A 25,543-nucleotide genomic window follows, 5' to 3' on the forward strand; every position below is an offset into this window, starting at 1 on the left:
TAATTTAATCAATTTTTTTCCTAATATTTGAACTATCAAAAATTGTTATGGCTTCACAAACAGAAGAGAATTATCTAAAGGCGCTTTTCAATCTGGCCAACCCAGAAGGAGAAATCAACATTTCTGACCTTGCTCAGCAATTGGAAGTGAGTATGCCGACAGCCAATTCTATGGTGAAAAACCTTCAAAAAAGAGGATTGGTGCAGTACGAAAAGTACAAGCCTGTAAAACTTACGTCAGTCGGAAAAAAAGAAGCGGCATTGATTATCCGGAAACACCGCTTGACGGAAATGTTCCTAGTCAATAAAATGGGTTTTGGTTGGGAAGAAGTACATGAAATCGCTGAGCAGGTAGAGCATATTCATTCCCCCAAGCTATTTGAAAGAATGGATGAAATGATGGGCTTTCCTACAGTTGATCCACACGGATCTCCCATTCCTGACAAACAAGGAAGAATACAAAACCTTCAATTAAAAAGTTTGATTGAAGCAAATCCCGGACAGGAGGCTGTGCTTTCTGCTTTGGCAGATTCTTCAACAGAGTTTTTACAATACTTAAATAGTCGAGACTTAAAGCTGGGGACAGAACTGAAAATCCTATCTAAAGAGCCTTTTGACCAAAGTATGATCGTTAGCTATGGAAGTGTAGAAAAGGAAACGCTAAGTCAGAAAGTTTGCGAAAAACTCTTGGTAAAAATTTTTGAGGCTAATTAAAATCAAAGATCTGGTTTCCAACCCCGATTAGACTTTTTCTCTCCGCGAGCTTTTTTTGCTTTCAGCCTATTTTCAATAGCGGATTTACTGGGTTTGGTAGCCTTTCGGATTTTCCTTTTTTGGAAGGCTTTAAGAATCAAATCGTAGAACTTCTTTATGACACGCTCCTTGTTTTGAGTTTGGGACCGCTTTTCCTGTGAAGTCAGATGTAGTATATCCTCTTGATCAATCTTGTTTGACAATTTGGACCTGAGCGTATTTTTCTCCTCCTCAGAAAGAAGCATTGATGAGCCAATATCAAAAAGTAACTCCACCTTTGTCTCGACTTTGTTAACGTTTTGACCCCCCGGTCCCGAACTACGAGATGTTTTAAATTGGAATTCATTTTCGAATAATCCTGATTGAATACGGTCAAGCAATGGTCTTTTTTCCATAATTGTAGCCCTACTTGGTCATTAATCCTTGAGCTTTTCTAACTCTCTACATCCTTACTCTTGTTCAAATTGATTTATTTTCCATTGAAAAAAACAAAAAATCCATAGCTTACCCAGTTTCAATTTTCCGTTTATAAAACAATACGGAAAATTCATCTTAAAAATTTCTGAAATATGAGTCTATTCTTATAAATTGACACAATAGATTCAATCCCTTTAATCTGACAAGGCATGAAAAACAGAAGAGAGTTTTTAATTAAGTCTGCAATGGGAGCAGCTGCACTTTCGCTTTCTCCCCTAGCTCTCCGTGGAGCTCCAGCTATCATTCGCAAATACAATCGCCCCGATAGTATGATCAATGGAGTTCAAATCGGCTGTATTACTTACTCTTTTCGATCTCTTCCAGACCAAAGCGCTGAAGCAACGCTTAAATATGTGAAGGAGTGTGGAATTTCAGCTATAGAATTAATGGGTGATCCAGCAGAAAGCTTTGCGGGAATGCCTCAGTCTAATTTCGACAGAAGAAGAATGTTTCAACTCGGTCGAAAAATGCGAGGAGGAGAAGAACTGACTGCTGATGAACAAAAAGAAATGGCTGAAATTCGGGCTCAGTCAGATGCCTATTCTAAGGAAGTGGCTGAATGGAGAGCAAAGGTGGATATGAAACCTTTCGAAACTATCCGAAAAATGTATAATGATGCCGGTGTCAGCATTTATGCTTTCAAGCCTAGTGCATTCGGCATGTCCAATACTGATGCTGAAATAGCCTACGGAATGCGAGCCGCAAAAGCACTGGGAGCTTCACATGTGACCTTAGAGCATCCGTCCAATGATGCGCATACTTTGAAATTGGGAAAAATGGGTGAACAATATGGAATGTCTGTTGCATATCATGGCCACGAGCAGCAAACTTTTGATTTTTGGGATACAGCTTTGGAACAAAGCCCAAGAAATGCGATGAACCTGGATATGGGGCATTACATTGCAGCAGGACATCCCGACTTAATTCAACTTATCGAAAAGCAACATTCACATATCCTAAGTATGCATACCAAAGACCGACAAACTCCTGAGCATGGAAAAGGGAATGTCGTCTGGGGTACAGGTGATACACCAATTGGTGATGTATTGAAACTAATTCAAAAAAATAAATATAACTTTCCGGCGACAATTGAATTAGAATATCAAATTCCGGAAGGATCGGATCCTATAAAAGAAGTTCAAAAATGTCTGGAGTTTTGCCAGAAAAGTCTTGCCTGATTCCTTGAAAGAGGATTACTTAACACAGCCTGCCGGCAGCGGAAAAGTTGCCGGTTTTTTTATAGGATTTTTGAAAGATTTTGAAGCCTATCCAAGGCTTCGGCTAATTCATTTTCCTCCTTTGCAAAGCAGAATCGGATAAACTTGGGATCTTGATGATCATGATAAAAAGCCGAAACAGGAATACAGGCCACTTTTAGCTCTTGAGTCATTCGCTTTGCCAATTCCCGATCAGAACTAGCGGAAAGGTGACCAAAATAGGCCATTTGAAAAAAGCTTCCTTGGGCAGGCTTGAAATCCAAACCAGTCCTTTTTAGACCTTCGCAAAAGAAATCTCGCTTCTTTTCGTAGAACTCCGAAACTGATTCATAATGAGCAGGATTTTGAAGATATTCTGCTAAGGCATGCTGAATAGGTGTCACAGTACTAAAAGTAACAAATTGATGTACTTTTCTAAATTCTGTCATTAGCTCCTTGGGAGCAATACAAAATCCAATTTTCCAACCCGTCACATGAAAGGTCTTACCGAACGAACCACAAACAAAACTTTTACTTCGTAATTCCTCATGCCCTACCAAGGAAAAGTGACTTCTCCCATCAAAAGCAATATGTTCATAAACTTCATCGCTAATCACATAAATATCCCGTTCCCTAACCAGAGCAGCTAGTTGTTTTAGATCTTCTTCAGTCCAAACATATCCAGACGGATTGTGAGGCGTATTGATTACAATTGCCTTGGTTCTGAAGTTCACCGCATGTCGAACTTGCTCCCAATCAATAGAAAAGTCACCGGGCCTTAAACTTACATGAATAGGATTAGCTCCTGCCAAAAGAACCGCAGGTTCATAGGAATCATAGGCTGGTTCTAATAAAATCACCTCATCATCAGGTTGGGCCACTGTAGTAATGGCACAAAAAATTGCTTCGGTAGCACCAGATACGATAGTCACTTCCTGATCAGGATCAGGTAGATAACCATAACATCGCTGGGTTTTCACAGCCAAAACATCCCTTAATTCTGGAATTCCTGACATGGGTGCATATTGATTAAAACCATCCTTAGTGTATTTCGCCACTAGGTCAAACAATTGCGGATCCGCTCCAAAACCTGGAAATCCTTGAGATAAATTAATGGCCTCAAAGTCTTTGGCCATTTGTGACATCACCGTAAAAATCGTCGTACCTACCCGAGGTAATTTTGAATGAAAAGACATAGGAAATTCTTTTTTCTAGGAAATCAGGAAACTATACCTGAAAAGTTAAAACTTTGAATTCTCTATAATTTGAGAAAAATTCTTCAAAGTGAAAGTCTTCCGCAATTCTATTATCAAAATCAGGAATTCAAGAATTGACTAGATTAAACTAAAAAAGGGGCCGCAGCCCCTGAATGATCAATCATCACTTTTTTTCCAAACCCAACTTAGCTTTTCGCGATTGGCGATTAGCCTCTTTCTTGGGTCTGCTTGCACCGAAAGTTCCTCGATTGATTTTTCCTCTCTTGGATCTCAAGTCTCCTTTTCCCATAAGATTTTAGGTTTAGTTAATAATAAAGCGAAATTAAAAAAATCTGCTTTTTCAGTCAATTTTGAGCTAATCTGGGCAGCTGAAGCAAATAAAATCACCCGATTTTCTAATTTAGAATATGAATCGAATTCATTTGGAAATCAATAGCGACTTAGGTGAGGGAGTCGCACATGAAAGTGCAATTATTCCCTTTATCGATGCTGCGAGTGTGGCCTGTGGGGGGCATTTTGGAAATGAGGAAACTATTCGAGAAACTATCACTTCCTGCTATAAACAAGAAAAGAAAGTAGGAGCTCATCCCTCCTACCCAGATAAGGAAAATTTTGGTAGAAAATCAATGTCCATTGCTGACCCAATTCTATTAGAATCAATTCATCAGCAAATTGAGCTTTTTCTCAAAGTAGCAAAAGCTACTGGAGCTCAAATGGATCATATTAAATTCCATGGAGCATTATATAATGATGCAGCAACCAAACCTGAATTAGCAAATACACTTTGTAAATTCATCACCCAAAACTATCCAAACACTCCTCTTTTTGTACCTCCACAATCAGCTACTGAAAGAATTGCCAAAGAAATCGGTATGCCTGTGCGGTTGGAGATTTTTGGAGATAGAGCATATACCGACTCCCTTAAATTGGTTTCGAGGAGCGAAAAAAACTCCGTTTTTACTGACTTTGATTCTATTTCTGAGCATTTGGAATTCATCCTTGATGAATCTAAAATTCGCACTCAAACCGGAAAATTGATACCTGTAAATGCTGAAACCATTTGCTTTCATGGCGATAATCCGGGAATACTAAGCTTCTTACCTCAAATCCGAAAAAAATGGTGGAATTGATCCCAAAGCTTAAGAAAATCACTCCTATCTGGTGGGAATTTCAATGGGATGAGAAACCTTCGGAAAAACTTCTCAATACTCTTTTGGCTTTGAATGAATGGTTATGGGATCAATATGGAAATAATTTGAAAGAAGCTAGACAAGGATATCAATGTTTATCCTTAATCTGGAAAAAGCCACCATCCATAGATATTGAGTTGTCTTTCCCTTCGATCGATTTAAATTCAAAAAAAGAAAAAGCTACCTGGAAAATCCCAGTTTGTTATGGTGGGAAATTTGGAAAAGATTTAGAGAGGCTTTGTAAAGAGAAGAAACTCACCGAAAAAGAATTTATTGAACTTCATTCAAAAACCTCCTATAGACTTGATTTTTACGGTTTTTTACCGGGTTTTATGTATTTGTCGGGTTTAGATGAATCACTCAGTTTCCCCAGAAAACAATTTCCAGAACGTGTAGTAAAAGCAGGTTCGGTAGGAATCGGAGGAAATCAAACGGGCATTTACCCTATTGATAGCCCTGGAGGATGGCAACTCATTGGAAAGACCCCAATTTCAGTTTTTTCTCCATTTGAGAATCCTCCTGTAAAACCAAAAGTAGGTGATCAAATAGTTTTTGTTCCTATCACTGAGGATGAGTTTGAGCAACTAAAAAACAATCCTTTTTCTCTCCAAAAGGTATGAGCAAAAAGCATTCATTCATTCAGGTAATCAAAACTGGCCCGGGAACAAAAATTCGTGACTTGGGACGATTAGGCTATGCCAAATTCGGAGTTCCACAAAGTGGACCGGCTGATCTTCAAGCAGTAGAATGGATCAATCATTTATTGAAAAACCATTCAGAAGATGCTGTATTGGAAATCACCCAGCCTGGGTTAAAATTACAATTTGAAGCACCTACATTGATTTGTCTGGCTGGAGCCAAAACAGAGATTAAATTGAACTGGAAGACTGAAAATCCATCTGGAATTTTAAATATCCCAACTCAATCCTTATTGGAAGTCGGAAAATTTGAACTTGGAGCGATTTTGTATTTGGGTATTTCTCAAGGTTTTCAAACGCCTATTCGATTAGGCTCCCGAAGTTTTTTCAAAGGAATTACAGAGCAGGATTTTGTTAGAGCTGGCGATCAAATCCCCTATTTTACTTTTTCAGAAAAAAATCATTCATTATCAAATAGCCGGGTAAGATGGAACTGGGATTATTTAAAAAAGGAAAGGATAAGAGCCTATCCGGGACCAGAATTCGATTTACTCTCTGAAGATCAAAAACTTCAATTCGAAAACCAGAGCTTTACCATATCCAATTTAAAAAACGGAATGGCTGTTCAATTGGAAGAACTGATTCCAAACCATTTGGGGAGCATTTATACGGCACCAGTCTTTCCAGGAACTGTCCAACTGACGCATGGTGGCAAATTAATCTGCCTTCTTCAGGATGCCCAAGTGACTGGGGGCTATCCTAGAATTCTCCAAATTCACCCGGAGGATTTAAGAATAATAGCTCAAAAACACCCAAATCAACAGATACGATTTCAGTTGATATCTACTTAAACCACCAGAAATCGCCTCTTTTCTAAAAGAGATTAAGTACCAATTGTCCCTATTTTGAGGTCCCTTTAGAGATATTTTTCGAAAAAACCAGCTTCTGATTTGAGCAAAGAAAGATAGACTGCTATCTTGAAAGGAACTTTTGAAACCCTAATTTCCATGAATGCAGAATTGATAGAAAAAATCAAAAAACAGGGAATGAACCCTGAACTTGTTCTCCAGCAAATTGAGAATTTCAAAAACGGCTTTCCATTTTTAAAAATTACTGGACCCGCAACTCCAGAACATGGAATCCGAATCATGGAGGAAAAAGATTTGGAACATTTCCATCAAACCTATCCTGATAAAGCCTCAAAAATTGAAGTCGTGAAGTTTGTCCCAGCATCGGGAGCAGCTTCCCGGATGTTCAAAGATCTATTCTCTTTTTTGGATGGAGACGGAGATTTAAGCAAAAGCAAATTCGTCCAAAAGTTCATGGATCAAATCGAGAAGTTCGCCTTCTATGATGACCTCAATGAAGTATTGAAAAGTCGCGGCACCCGTATCACGGATTGCTTGGACAGAAAAGATTACAAGGAAATTTTAGCGGCTCTATTACTGGAAGATGGTTTGGGATATGGAAGTTTGCCAAAAGGCCTTCTCAAATTCCATCGCTATGAAAATGATACCAGAACTCCTGCTTACGAACATCTGATCGAAGGAATGCAATATGCAGTTGGCAAGGGTAAAAAAGTCAAAATCCATTTCACTGTTTCTCCGGAGCACGAAGAGAAATTCAGAGCCGAGATTGATGGCATCGTCCCAATTTTGGAAGAGGAGTCAGAATACACCTTTGAGATAAGTTACTCCCAGCAAAAAAAATCAACTGATACAATTGCGGTAACTATGGATAATGAGCCATTCTTGGAAGAAGATGGTAGCATTTTATTCCGACCTGCCGGACACGGAGCGCTATTAGAAAACCTTAATGATATAGCCGCTGATTTGATTTTTATTAAAAACATTGACAATGTAGTTCCAGACCGATTAAAAGGGCCTACCAAACAATATAAGCAAGCAATCGGGGGGCTATTATTGGAAATCCAAGAAAAAGTCTTTGACGCACTTCGTCAACTTGATCAAGAAATATCAAGCGATAGTGTACAGAATGCTAAGGACGTTTTTGTTGAAGCTTTAGGAGGAAAACTCCCTTCTCACTACGATGCTTTACCTCTAATGGAGCAATATCAATTCATCAAGGGAAAACTGGATCGGCCAATTCGAGTTTGCGGAATGGTTAAAAATACCGGCGAACCTGGAGGTGGTCCATTCTGGATTTTAGAAGAGGACGGTTCTCAATCTTTACAAATCCTCGAAACCGCTCAAATCAACTTAGCTGATCCAGATTCTGAAAGACATCTCCAAGCAGCCACACATTTCAATCCCGTGGATTTGGTTTGTGGGACACGTAATTATAAAGGAGAGAAGTTTGATTTGCTCCAATTCCGCGATATGAACACAGGATTTATCACTGAGAAATCAAAAAGTGGACGTGAGTTAAAAGCATTGGAACTCCCTGGGCTTTGGAATGGATCCATGTCAGGTTGGAATACTCTTTTCGTGGAAGTTCCGCTGATCACCTTCAATCCTGTGAAGACAGTGAATGATTTGCTACGGGATGAGCATCAGTAAAAATCTATCAAATTAACCTTTCTGTCACATTGAGCGGAGTCGGAAAGAAGTCGATTCAACCATTAAAATGCTTCGACTCCGCTCAGCTTGACAGATTGATTTTATTTTTTTCCTTCGTATAGCTCATATTTCAGAAGTCGGCAATCAATGGTACCATTCCAAAATTCAATTCTCCGACTTGCTCTTAATCCTACTTTTTTGGCAAGCTCCAAATTTCCAGTAAAAATATACCCGCGATAGCCTGCACATTTTTGCTTTAAAAAATCACCAATCCGCTTGTAGGTCTCAGCCAACTCCTCCACTTCTCCTAAGCGCTCTCCATATTCCGGGTTAAACATGATGACACCTTTTGGCTTATCTGGCATTTCTGTTTCTGCAAAATCACAAACCTGAAAATCTATCAAGTCTTCCACTTCAGCTATAGCGGCATTTTCCCTCGCAAATGTAATGGCCTGCAATGAGATGTCTGAAGCAACAATTTTTACTCCTGGATTTTCTATTATCTTATTACGAAGCTTACGCATTTTAGCTTCATAGGCCTCTGATGGATAACCCAGAATATCCATAAATGCATAATGATCCCGGAAAAGTCCCGGATACCTATTGGATGCCATAAGAGCAGCTTCTATAGCTAAGGTCCCAGATCCACACATGGGATTGATAAATGGAACGCGTTTATTCCATTCAGTCGCATAAATCGTTGCCGCTGCCAAATCCTCCATCATGGGAGCCTTACCTGGAATCTTTCGATAGCCATGCTTCGCTAGAGTTTCCCCAGTGGTATTCAAGTAGATTTGAGCGTGAGTATCTTTCCAGTAAACCTGAATAACCAGTCCTCTGTACTCTGAACCTGAATCAGGTCTTCTTCCAAACTTTTCCCGAAAACGATCAACGATAGCATCTTTTACCTTCACATTGACAATTAAAGGGGTGCTTACCGATTCGTTTTCAACCACAGAATTGACAGAAAAATACCCGTCTACGTCCAAAAATTCCTCCCATGGCAAAGCTTTGATTCGACGATAGATATCTGAGGCATTTCTCAAATAAATGGATCGAATTTCAAATAAAACCTGAGATGCCGTTCGCAGATGAAGATTTAAATCCATACAATCTTCCAAAGAAGCCTTTAGTTCTACCCCAGTGCGATGGATTTTTTCGGGAAAAAAACCTAGATCTCGTATTTCCTGCTCCAAGTATGGAACCGAACGGTCCTTGCAGGTTACGAATACCGTTCTTCGTTCGTTGAAATCAAGCATGCGCAAAAGTAGAGATTTCAATAGAAAAAATTTTCTATCAGTCCATTTAAAGAATTTATTATGGAAAGATCGCTTTCGATTCCTTATCTTGAGATTGTATTGCTAGGCAATATTTACCTAGAATCAACCGATAAATAAACCCTTAAAACCCACACTTCATGAAACAGATGCGATTTCTTGTTTCCTTGTTTTTATCCTTAATTTTCCTTGGATCCTGTCAAAGTCAAAAAGAAGAACAATCGGATGGATGGAAGCCATTATTTAATGGAGAAGATCTTACAGGTTGGAAGGCAGTTGCTGGAGACGCTTCCTTTTCTGTTGAAAATGGTGAAATAATCGGAACGGCAGTAGAGGGTTCTCCGAATACTTTTTTGATTACAGAAGAGATGTTTGGGGACTTTATACTAGAGCTTGAACTGAAAGTTGAACACATTTCCTCCAATTCAGGAATCATGGCTAGAGGCCAATTCGACCCTGCTGCTAGAGATGGAAAAGGTTTGGTTTATGGATACCAGATAGAAGCCGACCCGACAGATCGAGCCTGGTCTGGAGGTGTATATGATGAAGCTCGACGTGGTTGGTTATATCCTTTGGACTTAAATCCAAAAGCAAAGTCAGGATTCAAACTTGGAGAGTATAATCAATACCGAATTGAGGTAATTGGTGATGAAATCAAAACCTGGGTAAATGGCCAGGAAGTAGCCTATGTTGTGGATGATATGGACCAAAATGGATTCATAGGTCTTCAAGTTCATAGCATCCAAAATCCAGAGGATGCTGGGAGAAAAACTTATTTCAGAAACATTCGAATCAAAACCGTGAACCTTGATCCTCAGCCCTTCAATGAAGACATCTTCGTTGTCAATAATCGAAAAAATGAATTGACAGATTACGAAATCGCCCATGGATGGAGATTACTTTTCAACGGAAGAGACTCTGAAGGATGGGTAGGTGCCTATAAAGAAACTTTCCCTGATTTTGGATGGAGCGTTTCCGATGGCATTTTATCAATTGCATCATCTGGTGGTGGAGAATCAACCTTCGCAGGTGACATTGTCACGAAAGAAGAATTCAGTGCCTTTGATCTAGCCTTTGAATTTAATATGTCTGAAGGTGCAAATAGTGGGGTGAAATATTTCGTCACTTTGAGTGAAAATAATTCAGGTTCTGCAATCGGCTTAGAATATCAAATTTTGGATGATGAAAAGCACCCAGATGCAAAGATGGGAAGAGATGGCAACCGTACGCTCTCATCCCTATATGATCTAATTCCGGCGCAAAAGCAAAGTCGGTTCATCAAACCTCCTGGTGAGTGGAATAAGGGAAGAATTGTCGTGCAACCTGACAACAAGGTGGAGCATTATTTAAATGGAGTAAAAGTTCTCGAATATGTCAGAGGTTCACAGGAATTTAGAGATTTGGTAGCCATCTCAAAATACAAAATTTGGGAGAACTTTGGAGAGGCCCCGGAAGGACATATTCTACTTCAAGATCATGGCGATCAAGTCAGCTTCAAAAACATTAAAATCAAAACCCTTAACTAACCTGGCAAATCATGAGCAAGCAATCCAGAAGAACCTTTATTAAAAAAAGTACAGCAGCAGGAATCGGAGTATCTGCTTTAGGAGCTATTGGTTTTTCAGCCAAATCCTATGGTAGAATCCTCGGTGCCAATGATCGTTTGAATGTGGCCATTGCCGGGTTGGGAAGAAGACTTGGAGCTTTTTATGAGCCTATAGGATTGAAGTCTAGTAATGTCCAACTTCTCTATCTCTGTGACGTTATGGACAAGCAATTGACTCGTGCTGCGGAGAATTTCTCTAATCACTTAGACTATCAACCTAAGCTTGAAAAAAGTATACTCAAAGTATTAGAGGACAAAGACTTAGATGTTTTAATAAATGCAACTCCAGACCATTGGCATGCTCCAGGAACCTGGCTTGCTTTAGGTCATGGAAAGCATGTCTATGTAGAAAAGCCTTGTTCTCATAATCCTCGAGAAGGGGAACTTTTGATTGCTCTTCAGAAAAAATATGGGAAAGTTGTCCAGATGGGTAACCAACAGCGGTCTGCTCCGGAAAGTCGGGAAATCATAAAAGCAATTCATGACGGCGCAATAGGAAAGACATACAAGGCGGTTGCCTTTTACAGCAACGCAAGAGGAAGAGTTGTGAATCCATCTCCAGCACCAATCCCAGAAGGATTGGATTGGGAACTTTTCCAGGGACCGGCTCCTCGTAAACCCTACATGCATGACACTTGGGACTACAATTGGCATTGGTATGGATGGGATTATGGTACAGCGGAAACAGGGAATAATGCCACCCATGAATTGGATGTTGCCCGCTGGGCTTTGGGAGTCAGCTATCCAAGCCATGTGATGGTTGACGCAGGAAAATATCACTTCGTAGATGATGGATGGACCATGTATGATACCATGGAAGCCACCTTCAAATTCTCCAATGGTTCAACCATCGTTTGGGATGGCAAAAGCCGAAACAATTACAACACCTACGGAGCAGACCGTGGGACTATCATCTTTGGCTCCGAAGGCAGTGTATTCGTCAATCGAAACGGGTACAAACATTATGATCGAAGCGGAAAACTAATCAAAGACAGCTCTTCAGCTGGAAATGAAGCAGGAACTGCTTTAGGAGGTGGCGGTGACATGAGCACTCGCCATGTGGTCAATTTCTTCAATGCTGTCAGAGGATTAGAGAAACAGAATTCTAATATTGAAGAAGGAGCAATCAGCACCTTGCTTTGCCATCTTGCTAATATCTCTTACCGAACAGGCGAAACTCTAGCTTGCGACAGTTCCAGTGGCCGAATTACCAACTCCAAAAAAGCAATGGAACTTTGGTCTCGAGAATATGAAAAAGGCTGGGAACCTCCGAAAGTCTAAAGAAGAGAGGCCGTATTCGAATGAGAAAACGGCCTTTTTTGAATCCCATTTAGTTTAATTGAGTTAGCAAAAATTTGATCTAACTCATCAAAAAGTAATTACTTATGAGTTACACCTCATCCCAAAAACCTTTTATTACAGAGGATTTTTTGCTTCAATCGGAGTTTGCGAAAACGCTGTATCATGATTACGCCAAAGATCTTCCTATCATAGATTACCACAACCATCTCCCTCCTGGTGAGATTCGTTCCAATCGGCAGTTTGAAACTATTTCTCAAGCATGGCTAGCGGGAGATCACTATAAATGGAGAGCAATGCGAACACTTGGGGTATCTGAAAAATATATCACTGGGGAGGCCTCTGATAAGGAAAAATTTGAAAAATGGGCATTCACTGTGCCCTACACCGTTAGGAATCCACTTTACCATTGGACTCATTTAGAATTACAGCGCTACTTCGGAATAGAAGAATACCTTACAGTGAAAAGCGCTTCTACTATTTACGATGCATGTAATAAAAATTTGTCCAAAGAGGAATTTCGAACTCAAGGGCTTCTGAAAAAAATGAAAGTGGAAGTGGTATGCACCACCGATGATCCAATCGACTCTTTGGAAGATCATCGAAAATTCCATTTAGGAGAATCCAAACTACTTATGTTTCCGGCTTTCCGACCGGATAAAGCCTTTGCGGCGGAGAATCCTGAGACCTACACGGAATATCTAGCTAAGCTGGAGCAAGTATCTTCTATTTCCATTCAAAGTTTTGAAGACCTGCTAGGTGCACTCTGTAAAAGAATTGAGTTTTTCCATCAGTCAGGCTGTAGATTGGCAGATCACGGCTTGGAGCAATTGTATTTCTTTGAAAAAAATGAATTCAATATCGAAGAGTTATTTAAAAGAGTTCATTCCAAGAAAAATTTAACTACTAGAGAAATTCAATTTTTCAAGTTTAAAACCCTTCAAGCCCTTTGTAAAGAATACCATTCAAGAGGTTGGGTCCAGCAGTTTCACTTGGGAGCCATTCGAAATACGAATACCCGAAAACTTGCAGAGCTTGGACCGGATACGGGTTATGATTCAATTGGAGATTTTGATCAGGCAAAGGCTTTAGCTGGTTTTTTGAATTCCTTGGATCAAAGCGATCAGCTATGCAAAACCATTCTCTACAACCTGAATCCAAGAGATAATGAGGTTTTTGCAACAATGACCGGAAATTTCAATGACGGCAGCGTAAAAGGAAAACTCCAATTCGGCTCAGGTTGGTGGTATTTGGATCAAATTGACGGGATGGAAAAACAGCTGAATGCCCTTTCCAATATGAGTTTATTATCCTGCTTTATTGGCATGTTGACTGATTCACGAAGCTTCCTCTCCTTTCCAAGACATGAATATTTTCGAAGAATTCTCTGCAATCTAATCGGAGCTGATGTTCAAAAAGGTCTTTTACCTGCTGACGAAAAATGGCTAGGCAAAATTGTATCAGATATCTGCTATTTCAATGCAAAAAATTACTTTGACTTTTCACCTGATAATTTCCAAGTTTGACCATGAGCTCTAAATTATTTGACCTTACAAACAAACGGATCGCATTTTCCGGTGCCACAGGTGTTTTAGGAAAAGCCATCAGCCTACATTTAGCAGCAGAAGGAGCTGAATTGGTGATTCTGGGCAGAAATGCTTCTAAGATCCAACAGCTTATCGAGGATATTCAGAATTCCGGAGGGAAAGCTTCTGGATATACTTGCGATGTCACTGATTGGGAGAGCGTTTCCCATGCTGCAAGTCAAATTGAAGCAGATCATGGCTCCATTGATGTTTTGATTAATGCTGCAGGAGGAAATATGCCGGGAGCAGTAATTCGACCGGATCAGGATTTTCTGGATTTAGACCTCTCAGCTTTAAAACAGGTAATGGATTTGAATTATCTTGGATCGGTATTACCAATAAAAGCTCTGCTCCCTTTGATGCTTAAAAACAAAAGTGGAAACATTTTAAACATCAGTTCGATGGCAGCATCCCGGCCTATGACCCGGGTTATGGGATATGCTTCTGCCAAAGCTGCTATCGATAATTTCACCAAGTGGCTTGCAGTAGAACTTACCACTAAGCACGGCCCCGCATTTCGAGTGAATGCATTGGCACCGGGCTTTTTCCTAACCGAACAAAACAGAAGCTTGCTCACTGAAGCAGATGGATCTTTAACAAGCCGAGGGAATCAAATAATTACCCATACTCCCATGAATCGCTTTGGAAAGCCTGAAGATTTGTTGGGTGCCGTTCAATGGCTTTGCTCCGATGCTTCAGCATTTGTCACAGGAACCATTGTGGAAGTAGATGGAGGTTTTAGTGCTTATTCAGGCGTGTAGATCATTTTGCCAAACAAAAATTATATGACACCAAGAATGGAACAAACCATGCGCTGGTACGGACCAAATGATCCTGTCAGCCTTCGGGATATCAGACAATCAGGAGCTACCGGAGTAGTAACGGCACTTCATCACATCCCAAATGGAGAAGTTTGGCCTATTGATAAAATCCAAAAACGAAAACAGATAATCGAGGATGCAGGCCTGACTTGGTCGGTTGTAGAGTCCGTTCCTGTCCATGAACAAATAAAAATTCGATCTGGAGATTATGCCCAATTGATCGAAAACTATAAGCAAACCATACGGAATTTAGCTTCTGAAGGGATTTTCACGGTCTGCTATAATTTCATGCCTATTCTAGACTGGACTAGAACGGAGTTGTACAAAGAACTACCTAATGGGGCCAAAGCTTTATTCTATGAGAAAAAAGCAGTGGAAGCTTTCGATCTTTTTATCCTCCAACGACCTGAGGCATTTGAAGAATATAGCCAAGAAGAAATTAAAGAACTGAAGGCCTATTATGATGCATTGACTCCCGAGAAAAAGCAATTAATCATCGATAATATTTTGAAAGGCCTTCCTGGCTCGGAGATTGGTTACACTTTGGATGAATTCCGTGAGATGCTCAAAACCTATGATGGGATCGATACCAATAAACTTCAAGAACACTTACGGCTTTTTCTTGATGCTGTAGTACCAGTCGCTGAGGAAGTAGGAGTTTATCTAACTATTCATCCCGACGACCCTCCATTTTCTCTTTATGGTCTTCCCCGAATTGTATCTACTGCGGCAGATGTAAGGAGAATAATTCAAGACAACCCAAGTCCCCATAATGGGCTTTGCTTTTGTACAGGTAGCTATGGGGTTCGTCCTGATAACGATCTCGTGGCCATGATTCGAGAATTTGGCGATCACATCAACTTTATACACTTAAGAAGTACCAAGCGCGATGCTGAAGGAAATTTCATGGAAGACAACCACCTAGATGGAGACGTGCCCATGGCTGCGGTCGTTCATGAATTGCTAAAAGTTCAGGAAAAACGTGGAAAGCGAATTCCTATGCGTCCTGATCATGGTCATCAAATGCTGGATGATCTAGGAAAAAAAACCAATCCAGGCTATTCTGCAATTGGTAGATTGAAGGGATTGGCAGAAATAAGAGGAATTGAGGAAGCAATCCTTTACCTAAAATCAAATGACTGAAAAAGAAAAAATGATCGCCGGCCAATTATATCAAGCTGGCGATCCTGTTTTAGAAGCAGAGCGAACTCAGGCACGAAAACTTCTCAAAAGGTTTAACCATACTGATCCCGAAGAAAAAGAATTGCGAAAAAGTATTCTTGAGGAGTTATTGGGAAAAACTGGCAAAAATCTCTGGATAGAGCCTCCCTTCTATTGCGATTATGGATACAATATCAGCTGTGGAGACAATGTCTATTTTAATTTCAACTGTGTGATTTTGGATGTGGTCTCGGTCAGCTTTGGGGATCGGGTTTTAGTTGGTCCAAATGTTCAGTTTTATCCGGCCACCCACCCCATTGATGCCAAAACCCGAGGAGAGCTTTGGGAATTTGGGAAAGAAATTGAAGTAGGTTCAGATGTTTGGATCGGAGGAGGGAGTATAATCTGTCCTGGAGTAAAAATAGGCGATCGGTCGATTATTGCTGCCGGTACAGTTGTCACAAAGGATGTCCCGTCAGATGTAATTGTAGGTGGAAATCCGGGGAAAATTATTCGAGAACTTTAATTCATTCTGAAATGACTCCATTTTATTCAAAAAAAGACCTGTTTTTCCAGCTTTTCGAGCATTTAGGAGTAGAAGACCTCAATCGTTATCCATTTTTCCGAGACCACAATCAGGAAACATTTGAGTTGGTTTTGGATGCAGCCGAGCAAATTGCCAATAAATCCCTCCGACCTTTATTGACTGAAATGGACCGACAAGAACCTATTCTTGAAAACGGTCAAATTAAAATTCATCCCGGAATGAAAGCCATTGTGCAGCAATTCGGTCAGGATGGTTGGATAAATGCAACTTTCCCATACGAAGAAGGAGGGCAGCAATTACCTTGGACAATTCATTTGGCAGCCGGCTACATTTTACAAGCCGCAAATTATTCAGCCTCGGTTTTTCCCTTTCTCACCACAGGGGCGGCTAATCTCATTCGAACTTTTGGAAGCAATGAGTTAATTCAACGCTTCACTCCTTCCATGTATAACGGAGCTTGGCAAGGGACTATGGCCTTGACAGAACCTGATGCTGGGAGTTCCCTTTCTGATTTAACTACTACTGCTTATCCCACATCCGATTCAGGAGTTTACCGAATCAAAGGACAAAAAATCTACATTTCCTGTGGAGATCATGATGCCTGCGAAAACATCATCCATTTAATGCTTGCTAGAATCGAAGGAGCTCCTGCTGGCACGAAAGGTATTTCATTATTTGTAGTGCCCAAAATCATCCCGGAAACCGGAGAGGCTAATGAGGTTTTCACCGAAGGCTTATACCACAAAATGGGTTACAAAGGAGCTCCTATTGCTCATCTGATGATTGGTTCTGAAAAAGGAGCAATTGGGTATTTGGTTGGTGAAGAAAATCATGGCCTGAAATACATGTTTCAAATGATGAATGAGGCTAGAATTGGAGTTGGCATGAATGCAGTAGCAATAGCTCAAGCTGCGTTTCAATCATCACTTGCCTATGCAAAAGAAAGACCTCAGGGAAGAAAACTTTCTGAAAAAGACCTTTCCAAACCCCAAATCCCTATCATTCAGCATGCGGATGTCAAGCGAATGCTCTTATTTCAAAAAAGCATTTCCGAAGGTTCACTTGCTCTTTTACTTTTCAGTTCCAAATTGATGGATGAATCCGTCCATGAGTCAGACCTAGTTACCAAAAAGCAAAAGCATGCATTATTAGAGTTATTGACTCCGATAGCCAAGAGCTATCCATCCGAAATGGGGATACTGAGTACCTCAGCTGCCGTACAAGTTTTGGGAGGTGCTGGATATACACAAGATTTTCCAGTGGAGCAGTATTACCGGGAGGCCAGAATTCACCCGATTCATGAGGGAACTACCGGCATACATGGATTGGATCTTTTGGGAAGAAAAATCTTCCTAAACGATGGATTGGGCTGGGAAGTCCTCTACCAATACATTGAGGAGGACTTAGCAAAATATGAAGGCCCTGAAGATATAAGAGCCGCATTCGATGAAGCTTGGAAAGAAGGACAAAATGCTGCTGCTACAATTCTCCAAAAAGCTCAAGAAGGACCTGAAAAATTCCTTGCCGATGCTACGCTTTTCTTGGAATTATGCGGAATCATTTGTGTAGGATGGATGTGGATAAGGCAGGCACATATAGCTTATATCAACCTCAAGAAAGAAAATGCCAACACGGCTTTTTTCTCGGGAAAAATTGAAACTGCTCGGTATTTCATGGAATATGAAAGCCCGAAAATTTCCGCAATTTCAAAAAGGATACATTCCGCATCATATCCTACTCTAGATATGCGGGATTATTGGTTTTGACTTATCGCGAATATGATTCCCTTATTTAGAAAACATTTATTTATTTTGGAGAGAAAATTTTGAAGAGAAGAATTTAATGAAACGAATTTTAGTAAGTGGTGGTGGAGGTTTTCTAGGAAGCCACCTTTGTGAGCGATTGCTCCAAGAAGGAAACGAAGTACTTTGTGTGGATAATTTTTTTACCGGTAATCGAAGAAACATCCACCATCTTTTGGATAATAAAAACTTCGAACTTCTAAGACACGATATTACTCATCCGCTTTTTGTAGAAGTAGATGAGATTTATAATCTAGCTTGTCCTGCCTCTCCTATTCATTATCAATTTGACCCGGTGCAAACAACCAAAACTTCGGTCATTGGTGCAATGAATATGCTTGGATTAGCAAAGCGTCTTAAAATCAAGGTACTTCAAGCCAGTACCTCTGAAGTTTATGGAGATCCAGAAATCCATCCTCAACCGGAATCTTATCGAGGTAATGTGAATACCCTAGGTCCAAGAGCCTGCTATGATGAAGGTAAGCGATGTGCAGAGACATTATTTTTTGACTATCACAGACAGCATGGAGTAGCCATCAAGGTTATGCGAATTTTCAATACCTATGGTCCTAGGATGCATCCGAATGATGGTCGAGTAGTCAGCAATTTCATAGTTCAGGCACTAAAAGGAGAAGATATCACAATTTATGGAGATGGGAAGCAAACCCGATCTTTCTGCTATGTAGATGACTTGATCGAAGGAATGTATCGATTGATGAATTCCAGAGATGGTTTTACAGGCCCAGTGAATATTGGTAATCCCGGTGAATTCACCATGCTGGAATTAGCTAATCTTGTAATTGAACTTACAGAAAGTAAGAGCAAACTTAAATTCCTTCCTCTACCTCAGGATGATCCTATGCAGAGAAAGCCAGTGATAGATTTGGCTAAAAAAGAATTGGGTTGGGAGCCTACTATTCCATTACGAGAAGGACTTATCAAGACAATTGATTACTTCAAAGGGATTATTTAATTCTCAAAGATTCAGATACTAAATCCTGCTTCGAAAGAGTCAGGATTTTTTTGTGAATTCATTTTCCTTCTGAATAAATCATTTTGTAGCAAGCTTTGATTTTTTATAATTTCCAAAAATTATCACCAATAAAATCGAGCTAGATAAAACCGAATTATCAAGAGGTAAAAAGCTTTGCGAGATTTTATTTAATCATTAAACATTAATCAGATGAAAAAACTGATTTCCCTCTTTCTATTCCTTATCTCTTCTATAGGATTTTCACAAACTGTCCCTTCCAAAGAGATTTTGGAATCTTGGACAGATGAATATTGGCAACATGGTTTAAGCCTTTTGGAAGAAATTGTCAAGATCCCAAACGATGCGGTTTATCCTGAACAAATCGAAGCTAATATCAACTGGTGCGAAGAACAGTTTTCAAATAGAAATTGGTCCTCCGAAAGGTTGGAAACCGGAGGTATTCCTATCCTATTGGCACAAAAAGTAAATCCAAACGCGAATAAAACCATACTCTTCTATTTTCATATTGATGGACAGGCTGTGGACAGAAGCAAATGGAATCAGCCGGATCCATACCAAGCAGTCTTGAAGGAAAGGGATGCAAATGGAGAATGGAAAACTATTGAGATCGAAAGACTAGAGAATGAGTACAATCCGGAATGGCGAATTTTTGCCCGCTCTACTTCTGATGACAAAGGTCCCTTTGCCATGTTTTTAACTGCCTGGGATGCGCTCGTAGAGAAAAATAGTGAGCCAGATTATTCTATAAAAATCATCTTGGACTTTGAAGAAGAACAAGGTTCTCCGAGGCTTCCAAAAGCTGTATTGGACTACAAAGACAAACTAGAAGCCGACATCATGCTCATTATGGATGGTCCTCGCCATATTTCTAATCAACCTACCTTGACTTATGGGGCAAGAGGAATAGCCGAAATGACCCTAACCACCTATGGTCCTAGGCTTCCTCAGCATAGTGGACATTTTGGAAATTATGCTCCAAATCCTGCCTTTTTACTTGCTCAACTTTTGGCAAGCATGAAAGATGAAAATGGAAGGGTTAGTATTCCAGGATATTATGATGGAATTGAATTTACGGAGAAAGAAAAAGCCATTTTGGAAGCTGTACCTGATGATGAACAAACCATTCAAACGCGATTGGGAATAGGCCGGACAGATCAAGTAGGTAACACTTATCAAGAAAGTATTCAATATCCTTCCTTGAATATTCGAGGGATGGAATCTGCTTGGGTAGGCCCAGAAGCTCGTACAATTGTACCTGCAACAGCCTTGGCAGAGTTAGACATCCGTTTGGTTCCAGAATCAGATCCAGAGAGGCTTTTTAGTTTGATCAGAAGTCACATTGAGAAGCAGAGATTTCAAATCTTGGATCATGATCCGAGCGATGAGGAGCGGATGAAATATCCAAAAATCGTGAAATTGGAGAGCAAAATTTCTTATCAAGCTTTCCGAACTTCCATGGAATCACCTGCTGGAGAATGGCTGCGTTCGGCAATGTATCGTGCTTTTGAGGAAGAACCTGTTCAAATCAGAATTTCAGGAGGAAGTATTCCAATTTCACCATTTGTGGACGCACTTAACATCCCAGCTGTGACAATCCCTACAGTCAACTCAGACAATAACCAACACAGTCCTAATGAAAACATCAGGCTGGGCAATTATAAAGAGGGGATTCAGACGATTATGAGCGTTTTGACAGAGCCCTTAAACTAGAGCTTATCCTTTTTTCTTGATACTGTAGAGATAAGGAGCTTTGTGCGAACCTCCAGAATAAAGCTTCTCGTGTCTATCCAAAATTCCTAAACTGAGCATCTTTCTTTGGAAATTTGCTCGGTTTAGTTTTTCTCCTAAAATCGCTTCATACACCTGCTGTAATTCCTTCATAGTGAAGCGCTCGGGAAGTAAGTTTACCGAAAGCAGTTTTTCATCAAGATGGGTCCGGAGATGATCGAGTGCCTTTTTTACAATAAAATTATGATCAAATAATAGTTCAGGGATCTGATCTACATCATACCAATTGATAGAATCTGACAAAGCATCTGGCGTGGGCTCAACCTTATCATAATCAATCAAGGCATAGTACCCAACCGAAATAAAACGATCCAATAACCAATGATCATCGGAAATATCTTTATCGTGAGCTGTCAGGATTTTTTTCATAATCTCAGGCTTCACACGCTCCAAAGATCCAAAGGTGTAAAACTGCTCTAAAAATATCTGATCTAAACCTGTTCGTTCGCGAAGCCCTCGCTTAACAGCCTCATCAAGAGGCTCATTTACCTTGACAAATCCACCTGGAAGAGCCAACCAACCTGTATTGTGGTATTCAATCAGAAGAATTTTCAGCTTTTCACCTGAAAACCCAAAGATCACAGAATCATATGCTATATGCGGGAGATATCCCGATGTATTCAAGGTCATGAAATTTGAAAATTTCTTCAAATAAATAGGATTTCAGACAAAATGCAATTACTATTGTTTCAATCAGAAACAATAAACTCAGCAAGGATGAGAAAGACAATCTTAGTGTTTATCCTCACACTTTCGCAAATGACTCTTCATTTTCAAAGCTTTAGTCAAGGTAATAATGGATTTCCTGTTCAAAAAAGCATACAGACAGGTACAATTGAAGGAATTTATGATACCAAAACAGGGGTTCAAAAATATTTTGGAATCCCTTACGGACAGGCTCCAATAGGCCCATTACGCTGGAAAGCTCCATTGCCAGCGAAGAATTGGGACGGCGTAAAAGAAACAAAAGCTTTTGGACCAAGAGCAATTCAGGCACCCATTTTTGGAGATATGAATTTCAGATCAGATGGAATCAGTGAGGACTGCCTCTATTTGAATGTCTGGAGTCCTGCCAAAAGAAATGAATCTGGACTTCCAGTTTTGGTTTATTTCTATGGCGGTGGATTTGTAGCGGGTGACGGAAGCGAGCCCCGATATGATGGGGAAAGCATGGCTCAAAAAGGAATTGTAGCCGTGACAGTAAATTACCGATTGGGGCTATTTGGTTTCTTTGCTCATCCGGAATTATCAGCTGAAACTGACTATAAAGGTTCAGGAAATTATGGCCTAATGGATCAAAGTCTAGCCTTAAAATGGGTTCAGGACAATATTGCTTCTTTTGGAGGCGATCCTAAAAAAGTAACCATTGCAGGTGAATCTGCCGGATCCATATCTGTAAGTTATCAAATGGCTTCTCCTCTTTCCAGAGACTTAATTGCTGGAGCGATTGGTGAAAGTGGTGCGGGCATCAACCCTACCCTAGCCCCGGTTTCTTTGAAAGAAGCGGAGGCTACTGGAAAGGAATTCGCAGAAAAAGCGGGAGTTTCTTCTATCGCTGAATTGAGAAGTCTTTCAACACAGGAATTGTATGAAATCTATCAGGAATCAGGAAGATTCGGCTTTCCTGTAGTGATTGATGGATACTTCCTTCCTAAAACCCTCCCTGAAATTTTTGAATCTGGAGAACAAGCACAAGTTCCATTGCTCGCAGGCTGGAATTCAGCAGAAATTCCTGGAATGGCTTTTATGCAGGGAAAGCCTTACACCAAAGAAGCCTTTATCCAAAAAGTGAAAGAAGTTTATCCTGAAAATTGGGAAGAGGTTTTAGCTCTTCATCCAAATGAAACAGTTCAAGAAGTAGAGCAATCAGCTACGGATCTAGCCTCAGACAGATTTATTGCCTACAGCACTTGGAAATGGCTAGACCTTCATTCAAAAAATTCTGATCAAGCTGTTTATCGTTACCTCTACAGCAAATTACGACCTCCATTAAGAGATGCTAACCTCATGCCTGGATTAGCCGGAGGAACTATGGAAAGAAATGGGCAGGAAGCGCCTAAAGCTATTGGTGCGCCACATGCCTGTGAGATTGAGTATGCAATGGGGAATCTTCCGATTGTAAAGGATTATGCTTGGGAAAAAGAAGACTATATCGTTTCAGAAACCTTCCAAAATTATTTTGCCAACTTCATTAAAACAGGAAATCCAAATGGTGAGAATCTACCAAAATGGGAAAAGGTAGAAAAGAATTCTAGCACACCAAGTTTCATCAATATTGACGTGGAAACTAAATTAGAAAAATCCACCGTTGAAGAACGATACCATTTCCATGACCGCTTCTATGGAAATGTGAAGTAATTTTAAAAAAGGAGCTTTGGAGCTCCTTTTTTTAGGTATTCCTGGTTCCAGCAAAGACCATTTTCAAAGTTCCATAATCATATTTTCCCTTAAAATGGTCCCGCAATTCCTTTATTCCTTTAAATTTTTCCGAACTACTTAAGATTTCCAGAATTACCTCAGCAGGCAGGCAATCTTCTAAATCTATTCTTCCAAAAGCAATTCCCTCCGCTAAATGAGATTTGATGGTTGATTCTGCAAGCCCTCTTTCCAAAGCTATTTCGGGAATGGATTTTCCAGACTCGAAGAGCTCCATTGTCAATTCGAGCGAATCACCTTTTTGTCTTTTTGGATTTGCACTTCCTGCTTTTCTTTTGCCGGTTTTGGATTTGATCTCTCGAAGCCTTTCAGCTGCATCAACTTTTGCTTGTTCTACATATTTCTTTCTGACTTTTAACAAATCCCGGTCAATTCCTTCCATGTTTGAAATGACAGCACCTGACAAAAGCTCTTCCAAAATCAACTTGATTTTCTTGATTTGTGCGATTTTTTGGAAAATTAACTGCTCAAGCGATTCCAAGCCCTGAAGGTACTTTTTGGTTTTAGAAAAATGGGAAACCATCGCCATTTGCTCGATCAACCTCTTTAATATCTTTAAAAGCTTTTCATCATAATAATCCGATCCCTTTTGAATCCGCTCTAGGAGAAACTCTTTGCTTCCGGAAGAAAGCAGATGTAAAAGTTGATTTTGAAAGCGACTGGAATTCACTAACTCAGCTTGAATCTGCTCTTTAATCCAAGGAATCGTTTCCTGCATCTTTTCCTCCTCAAACTCAAAACTGGACTCATGCTCTTTTTGGAAATAAGCCAATTCTTTTAGCAATGGCTCAAAATCGAAGGTCTCTTGAATGATTTTTTGAAGGTACCGGTCCCGATGAATTTCCAACAATTCATTTAGCCTCTTTTGAGCTTTGGCAGAAACCGAAAAGTCAACAACAGCACGATCAGAAAACAACAAATCAGTTTGGACCCTACTTCGAAGAATTAGTCCATCCAAACTCCTCAAACGGCTGAGTGCCACATAAACCTGTCCTGGAGCAAAGGCCTCTCCCACGTCAATGATTGCTTTGTCAAAGGTCAAACCCTGACTTTTATGGACTGTCACCGCCCAGGCTAGTTTGACAGGATAATGACTGAAAGTCCCAACAACTTCCTCATCCAATTCCTTGGTGGTGGGATTGATTACATATTTTTTATTTTCCCAGATTTCTTTGCGAAGTGAAAACTGCCCACGGTCTCCATCCATTTTGACGGTGATTGAATCATCATCCAAAGCGGTAACCGTAGCCAGTTTTCCATTAAAATACAATCCCATTCCCGAGCTGTCATTTTTTATAAACATGATCCTTGCACCCTCACGCAATTCCAGTTTTTCAGGGATTGGAAACAATGACTCTGGGAAATCACCCCAAATCTCAGCTGAGTAAAAGGAGGACCCTCCTGGCAAATTTTGTAGCTCTCGAGAGTTAATCTGATCCGCCTTGTAATTATGTGTGGTAAGTGTAATGCAATCGTTTATGGATTGAATTTCCTTTTCGGATTTAAAATGCTTATTCAAAAGCTTGATATCATCCGCAGTCACTTGGTTTTCCCGCAAGTGATTAAGCACTTGGATAAATTCATCGTCTTCCTGCCGAAAAATTTTATCCAATTCAAGATATACCATACCGGATTGCTGAAGGGCCTTGGCCTCAAAAAAATGCATGGACTGATAGAATTTTCGAAGAATCTGCCATTCTTGATCTCTAACAATGGGTGGTAATTGATACAAATCTCCTATGAGTAAAACTTGTACTCCACCAAAAGGCTCTCGGAAATTCCCCTTGACACTTTTCATTCTGTAATCAATCGCATCAAGGACATCCGCCCGCAACATACTCACCTCATCAATAACTAAAAGATCTAATGATCGAAGAACGCTCTTCCTAACTTGATTTAAAGGATGCTTTCTTGCTAATGTACTTTGAGTATAAAATCCATGTTGATCGGTAAAATTCCCTTCGGGCTCTCTGACTGGCAAGAAACTTCCTAATGGCAGTAAAAATTGAGAATGAATCGTCACCCCTTTGGCATGCAAGGCGGCTATACCTGTTGGAGCTACTACGATGTAATTTTTGTAAGTATGATTGGCAAGTTCCCTTAGAAAAGTTGTCTTTCCTGTCCCAGCCTTGCCTGTGAGAAAAATCGGGGCAGCTGTTTGGTTGATAAATTGAGCGGCTAATTTTAGTTTATCTCCTGAAAAATCATTCATACAACTAATGTAAAACGAAGTAATC

General features: G+C 40.2%; 22 protein-coding genes. 16 read left to right on the top strand and 6 right to left on the bottom strand.

Going from position 1 to position 25,543, the window contains the following annotated elements; all coding sequences use genetic code 11:
- Positions 1 to 47 precede the first annotated feature (47 nt).
- A complete protein-coding gene (locus NY014_RS04680; RefSeq protein WP_259413383.1) occupies positions 48 to 713 on the top strand; it encodes a metal-dependent transcriptional regulator in 666 nt (221 codons plus the stop codon).
- A 2-nt stretch (positions 714 to 715) separates the two neighbouring features.
- Here NY014_RS04680 and arfB read toward each other — a convergent pair whose 3' ends face one another.
- Positions 716 to 1,147: an alternative ribosome rescue aminoacyl-tRNA hydrolase ArfB gene (gene arfB / locus NY014_RS04685; protein WP_259413384.1), complete on the bottom strand. Its 432-nt coding sequence runs from the start codon at positions 1,145 to 1,147 to the stop codon at positions 716 to 718.
- A 231-nt stretch (positions 1,148 to 1,378) separates the two neighbouring features.
- Between arfB and NY014_RS04690 the strand changes: the two genes are divergently transcribed.
- Positions 1,379 to 2,407 (top strand): sugar phosphate isomerase/epimerase family protein, encoded by a 1,029-nt coding sequence (locus NY014_RS04690; RefSeq protein WP_259413385.1) that lies wholly within the window; start codon positions 1,379 to 1,381, stop codon positions 2,405 to 2,407.
- 59 nt (positions 2,408 to 2,466) lie between these two features.
- Here the strand turns inward: NY014_RS04690 and NY014_RS04695 are convergent, their stop codons facing one another.
- Positions 2,467 to 3,621 (bottom strand): methionine aminotransferase, encoded by a 1,155-nt coding sequence (locus tag NY014_RS04695; protein WP_259413386.1) that lies wholly within the window; start codon positions 3,619 to 3,621, stop codon positions 2,467 to 2,469.
- 184 nt (positions 3,622 to 3,805) lie between these two features.
- Positions 3,806 to 3,931, bottom strand: a complete 126-nt coding sequence (locus tag NY014_RS04700) for a 30S ribosomal protein THX (RefSeq protein WP_259413387.1) — start codon at positions 3,929 to 3,931, stop codon at positions 3,806 to 3,808.
- A gap of 118 nt (positions 3,932 to 4,049) precedes the next feature.
- Here NY014_RS04700 and NY014_RS04705 point away from each other — a divergent pair, with 118 nt between their 5' ends.
- The 4 genes from NY014_RS04705 to NY014_RS04720 all read left to right on the top strand — a co-directional run bounded on the left by NY014_RS04705 (position 4,050) and on the right by NY014_RS04720 (position 7,989).
- On the top strand, positions 4,050 to 4,772 hold the full coding sequence (locus tag NY014_RS04705) for a LamB/YcsF family protein (RefSeq protein ID WP_259413388.1): 723 nt from the start codon (positions 4,050 to 4,052) through the stop codon (positions 4,770 to 4,772).
- Positions 4,760 to 5,452 (top strand): 5-oxoprolinase subunit PxpB, encoded by a 693-nt coding sequence (pxpB, locus tag NY014_RS04710; protein WP_259413389.1) that lies wholly within the window; start codon positions 4,760 to 4,762, stop codon positions 5,450 to 5,452. The genes NY014_RS04705 and pxpB overlap by 13 nt, the downstream gene beginning before the upstream one ends.
- Positions 5,449 to 6,321 (top strand): 5-oxoprolinase subunit C family protein, encoded by an 873-nt coding sequence (locus NY014_RS04715; protein ID WP_259413390.1) that lies wholly within the window; start codon positions 5,449 to 5,451, stop codon positions 6,319 to 6,321. The genes pxpB and NY014_RS04715 overlap by 4 nt, the downstream gene beginning before the upstream one ends.
- A 156-nt stretch (positions 6,322 to 6,477) precedes the next feature.
- Positions 6,478 to 7,989 (top strand): DUF4301 family protein, encoded by a 1,512-nt coding sequence (locus tag NY014_RS04720; RefSeq protein ID WP_259413391.1) that lies wholly within the window; start codon positions 6,478 to 6,480, stop codon positions 7,987 to 7,989.
- A gap of 101 nt (positions 7,990 to 8,090) precedes the next feature.
- Here the strand turns inward: NY014_RS04720 and NY014_RS04725 are convergent, their stop codons facing one another.
- The gene (locus NY014_RS04725) at positions 8,091 to 9,248 is read right to left on the bottom strand and encodes a THUMP domain-containing class I SAM-dependent RNA methyltransferase (RefSeq protein WP_259413392.1); all 1,158 of its coding nucleotides are present in this window, start codon (positions 9,246 to 9,248) and stop codon (positions 8,091 to 8,093) included.
- A 158-nt stretch (positions 9,249 to 9,406) separates the two neighbouring features.
- Between NY014_RS04725 and NY014_RS04730 the strand changes: the two genes are divergently transcribed.
- The 9 genes from NY014_RS04730 (at position 9,407) to NY014_RS04770 (ending at position 20,792) form a co-directional block, all read left to right on the top strand.
- Positions 9,407 to 10,792 carry a 3-keto-disaccharide hydrolase gene (locus tag NY014_RS04730; protein WP_259413393.1) on the top strand — a complete coding sequence of 462 codons (1,386 nt, stop codon included), beginning with the start codon at positions 9,407 to 9,409 and terminating at the stop codon, positions 10,790 to 10,792.
- 11 nt (positions 10,793 to 10,803) lie between these two features.
- Positions 10,804 to 12,153 carry a Gfo/Idh/MocA family protein gene (locus NY014_RS04735; protein WP_259413394.1) on the top strand — a complete coding sequence of 450 codons (1,350 nt, stop codon included), beginning with the start codon at positions 10,804 to 10,806 and terminating at the stop codon, positions 12,151 to 12,153.
- 104 nt (positions 12,154 to 12,257) lie between these two features.
- Positions 12,258 to 13,697: a glucuronate isomerase gene (gene uxaC / locus NY014_RS04740; protein ID WP_259413395.1), complete on the top strand. Its 1,440-nt coding sequence runs from the start codon at positions 12,258 to 12,260 to the stop codon at positions 13,695 to 13,697.
- Between the two features lie 2 nt (positions 13,698 to 13,699).
- Positions 13,700 to 14,518, top strand: a complete 819-nt coding sequence (locus NY014_RS04745; protein ID WP_259413396.1) for an SDR family oxidoreductase — start codon at positions 13,700 to 13,702, stop codon at positions 14,516 to 14,518.
- 24 nt (positions 14,519 to 14,542) lie between these two features.
- Entirely contained in the window at positions 14,543 to 15,721 is a 1,179-nt protein-coding gene (gene uxuA, locus NY014_RS04750; protein ID WP_259413398.1) for a mannonate dehydratase, read from the top strand.
- A complete protein-coding gene (locus NY014_RS04755; RefSeq protein WP_259413399.1) occupies positions 15,714 to 16,265 on the top strand; it encodes a sugar O-acetyltransferase in 552 nt (183 codons plus the stop codon). The genes uxuA and NY014_RS04755 overlap by 8 nt, the downstream gene beginning before the upstream one ends.
- A gap of 11 nt (positions 16,266 to 16,276) precedes the next feature.
- Complete coding sequence (locus NY014_RS04760; protein ID WP_259413400.1) at positions 16,277 to 18,052, top strand: acyl-CoA dehydrogenase family protein; 1,776 nt, start codon at positions 16,277 to 16,279, stop codon at positions 18,050 to 18,052.
- Between the two features lie 76 nt (positions 18,053 to 18,128).
- Positions 18,129 to 19,061: a UDP-glucuronic acid decarboxylase family protein gene (locus tag NY014_RS04765; protein WP_259413401.1), complete on the top strand. Its 933-nt coding sequence runs from the start codon at positions 18,129 to 18,131 to the stop codon at positions 19,059 to 19,061.
- 210 nt (positions 19,062 to 19,271) lie between these two features.
- Positions 19,272 to 20,792 (top strand): M20/M25/M40 family metallo-hydrolase, encoded by a 1,521-nt coding sequence (locus NY014_RS04770; RefSeq protein ID WP_259413402.1) that lies wholly within the window; start codon positions 19,272 to 19,274, stop codon positions 20,790 to 20,792.
- 3 nt (positions 20,793 to 20,795) lie between these two features.
- On the opposite strand, the gene NY014_RS04775 is transcribed toward NY014_RS04770, so the two are convergent.
- Entirely contained in the window at positions 20,796 to 21,500 is a 705-nt protein-coding gene (locus NY014_RS04775; RefSeq protein WP_259413403.1) for an NUDIX hydrolase, read from the bottom strand.
- An 87-nt stretch (positions 21,501 to 21,587) separates the two neighbouring features.
- On the opposite strand from NY014_RS04775, the gene NY014_RS04780 reads away from it, so the two are divergent.
- Positions 21,588 to 23,228: a carboxylesterase/lipase family protein gene (locus NY014_RS04780; RefSeq protein ID WP_259413404.1), complete on the top strand. Its 1,641-nt coding sequence runs from the start codon at positions 21,588 to 21,590 to the stop codon at positions 23,226 to 23,228.
- 31 nt (positions 23,229 to 23,259) lie between these two features.
- Here the strand turns inward: NY014_RS04780 and NY014_RS04785 are convergent, their stop codons facing one another.
- Positions 23,260 to 25,518, bottom strand: coding sequence for a helix-turn-helix domain-containing protein (locus NY014_RS04785; RefSeq protein ID WP_259413405.1), 2,259 nt, complete (start codon positions 25,516 to 25,518; stop codon positions 23,260 to 23,262).
- Positions 25,519 to 25,543 lie beyond the last annotated feature (25 nt).

Source organism: Algoriphagus limi, from assembly GCF_024919275.1.
Lineage (GTDB): Bacteria > Bacteroidota > Bacteroidia > Cytophagales > Cyclobacteriaceae > Algoriphagus > Algoriphagus limi.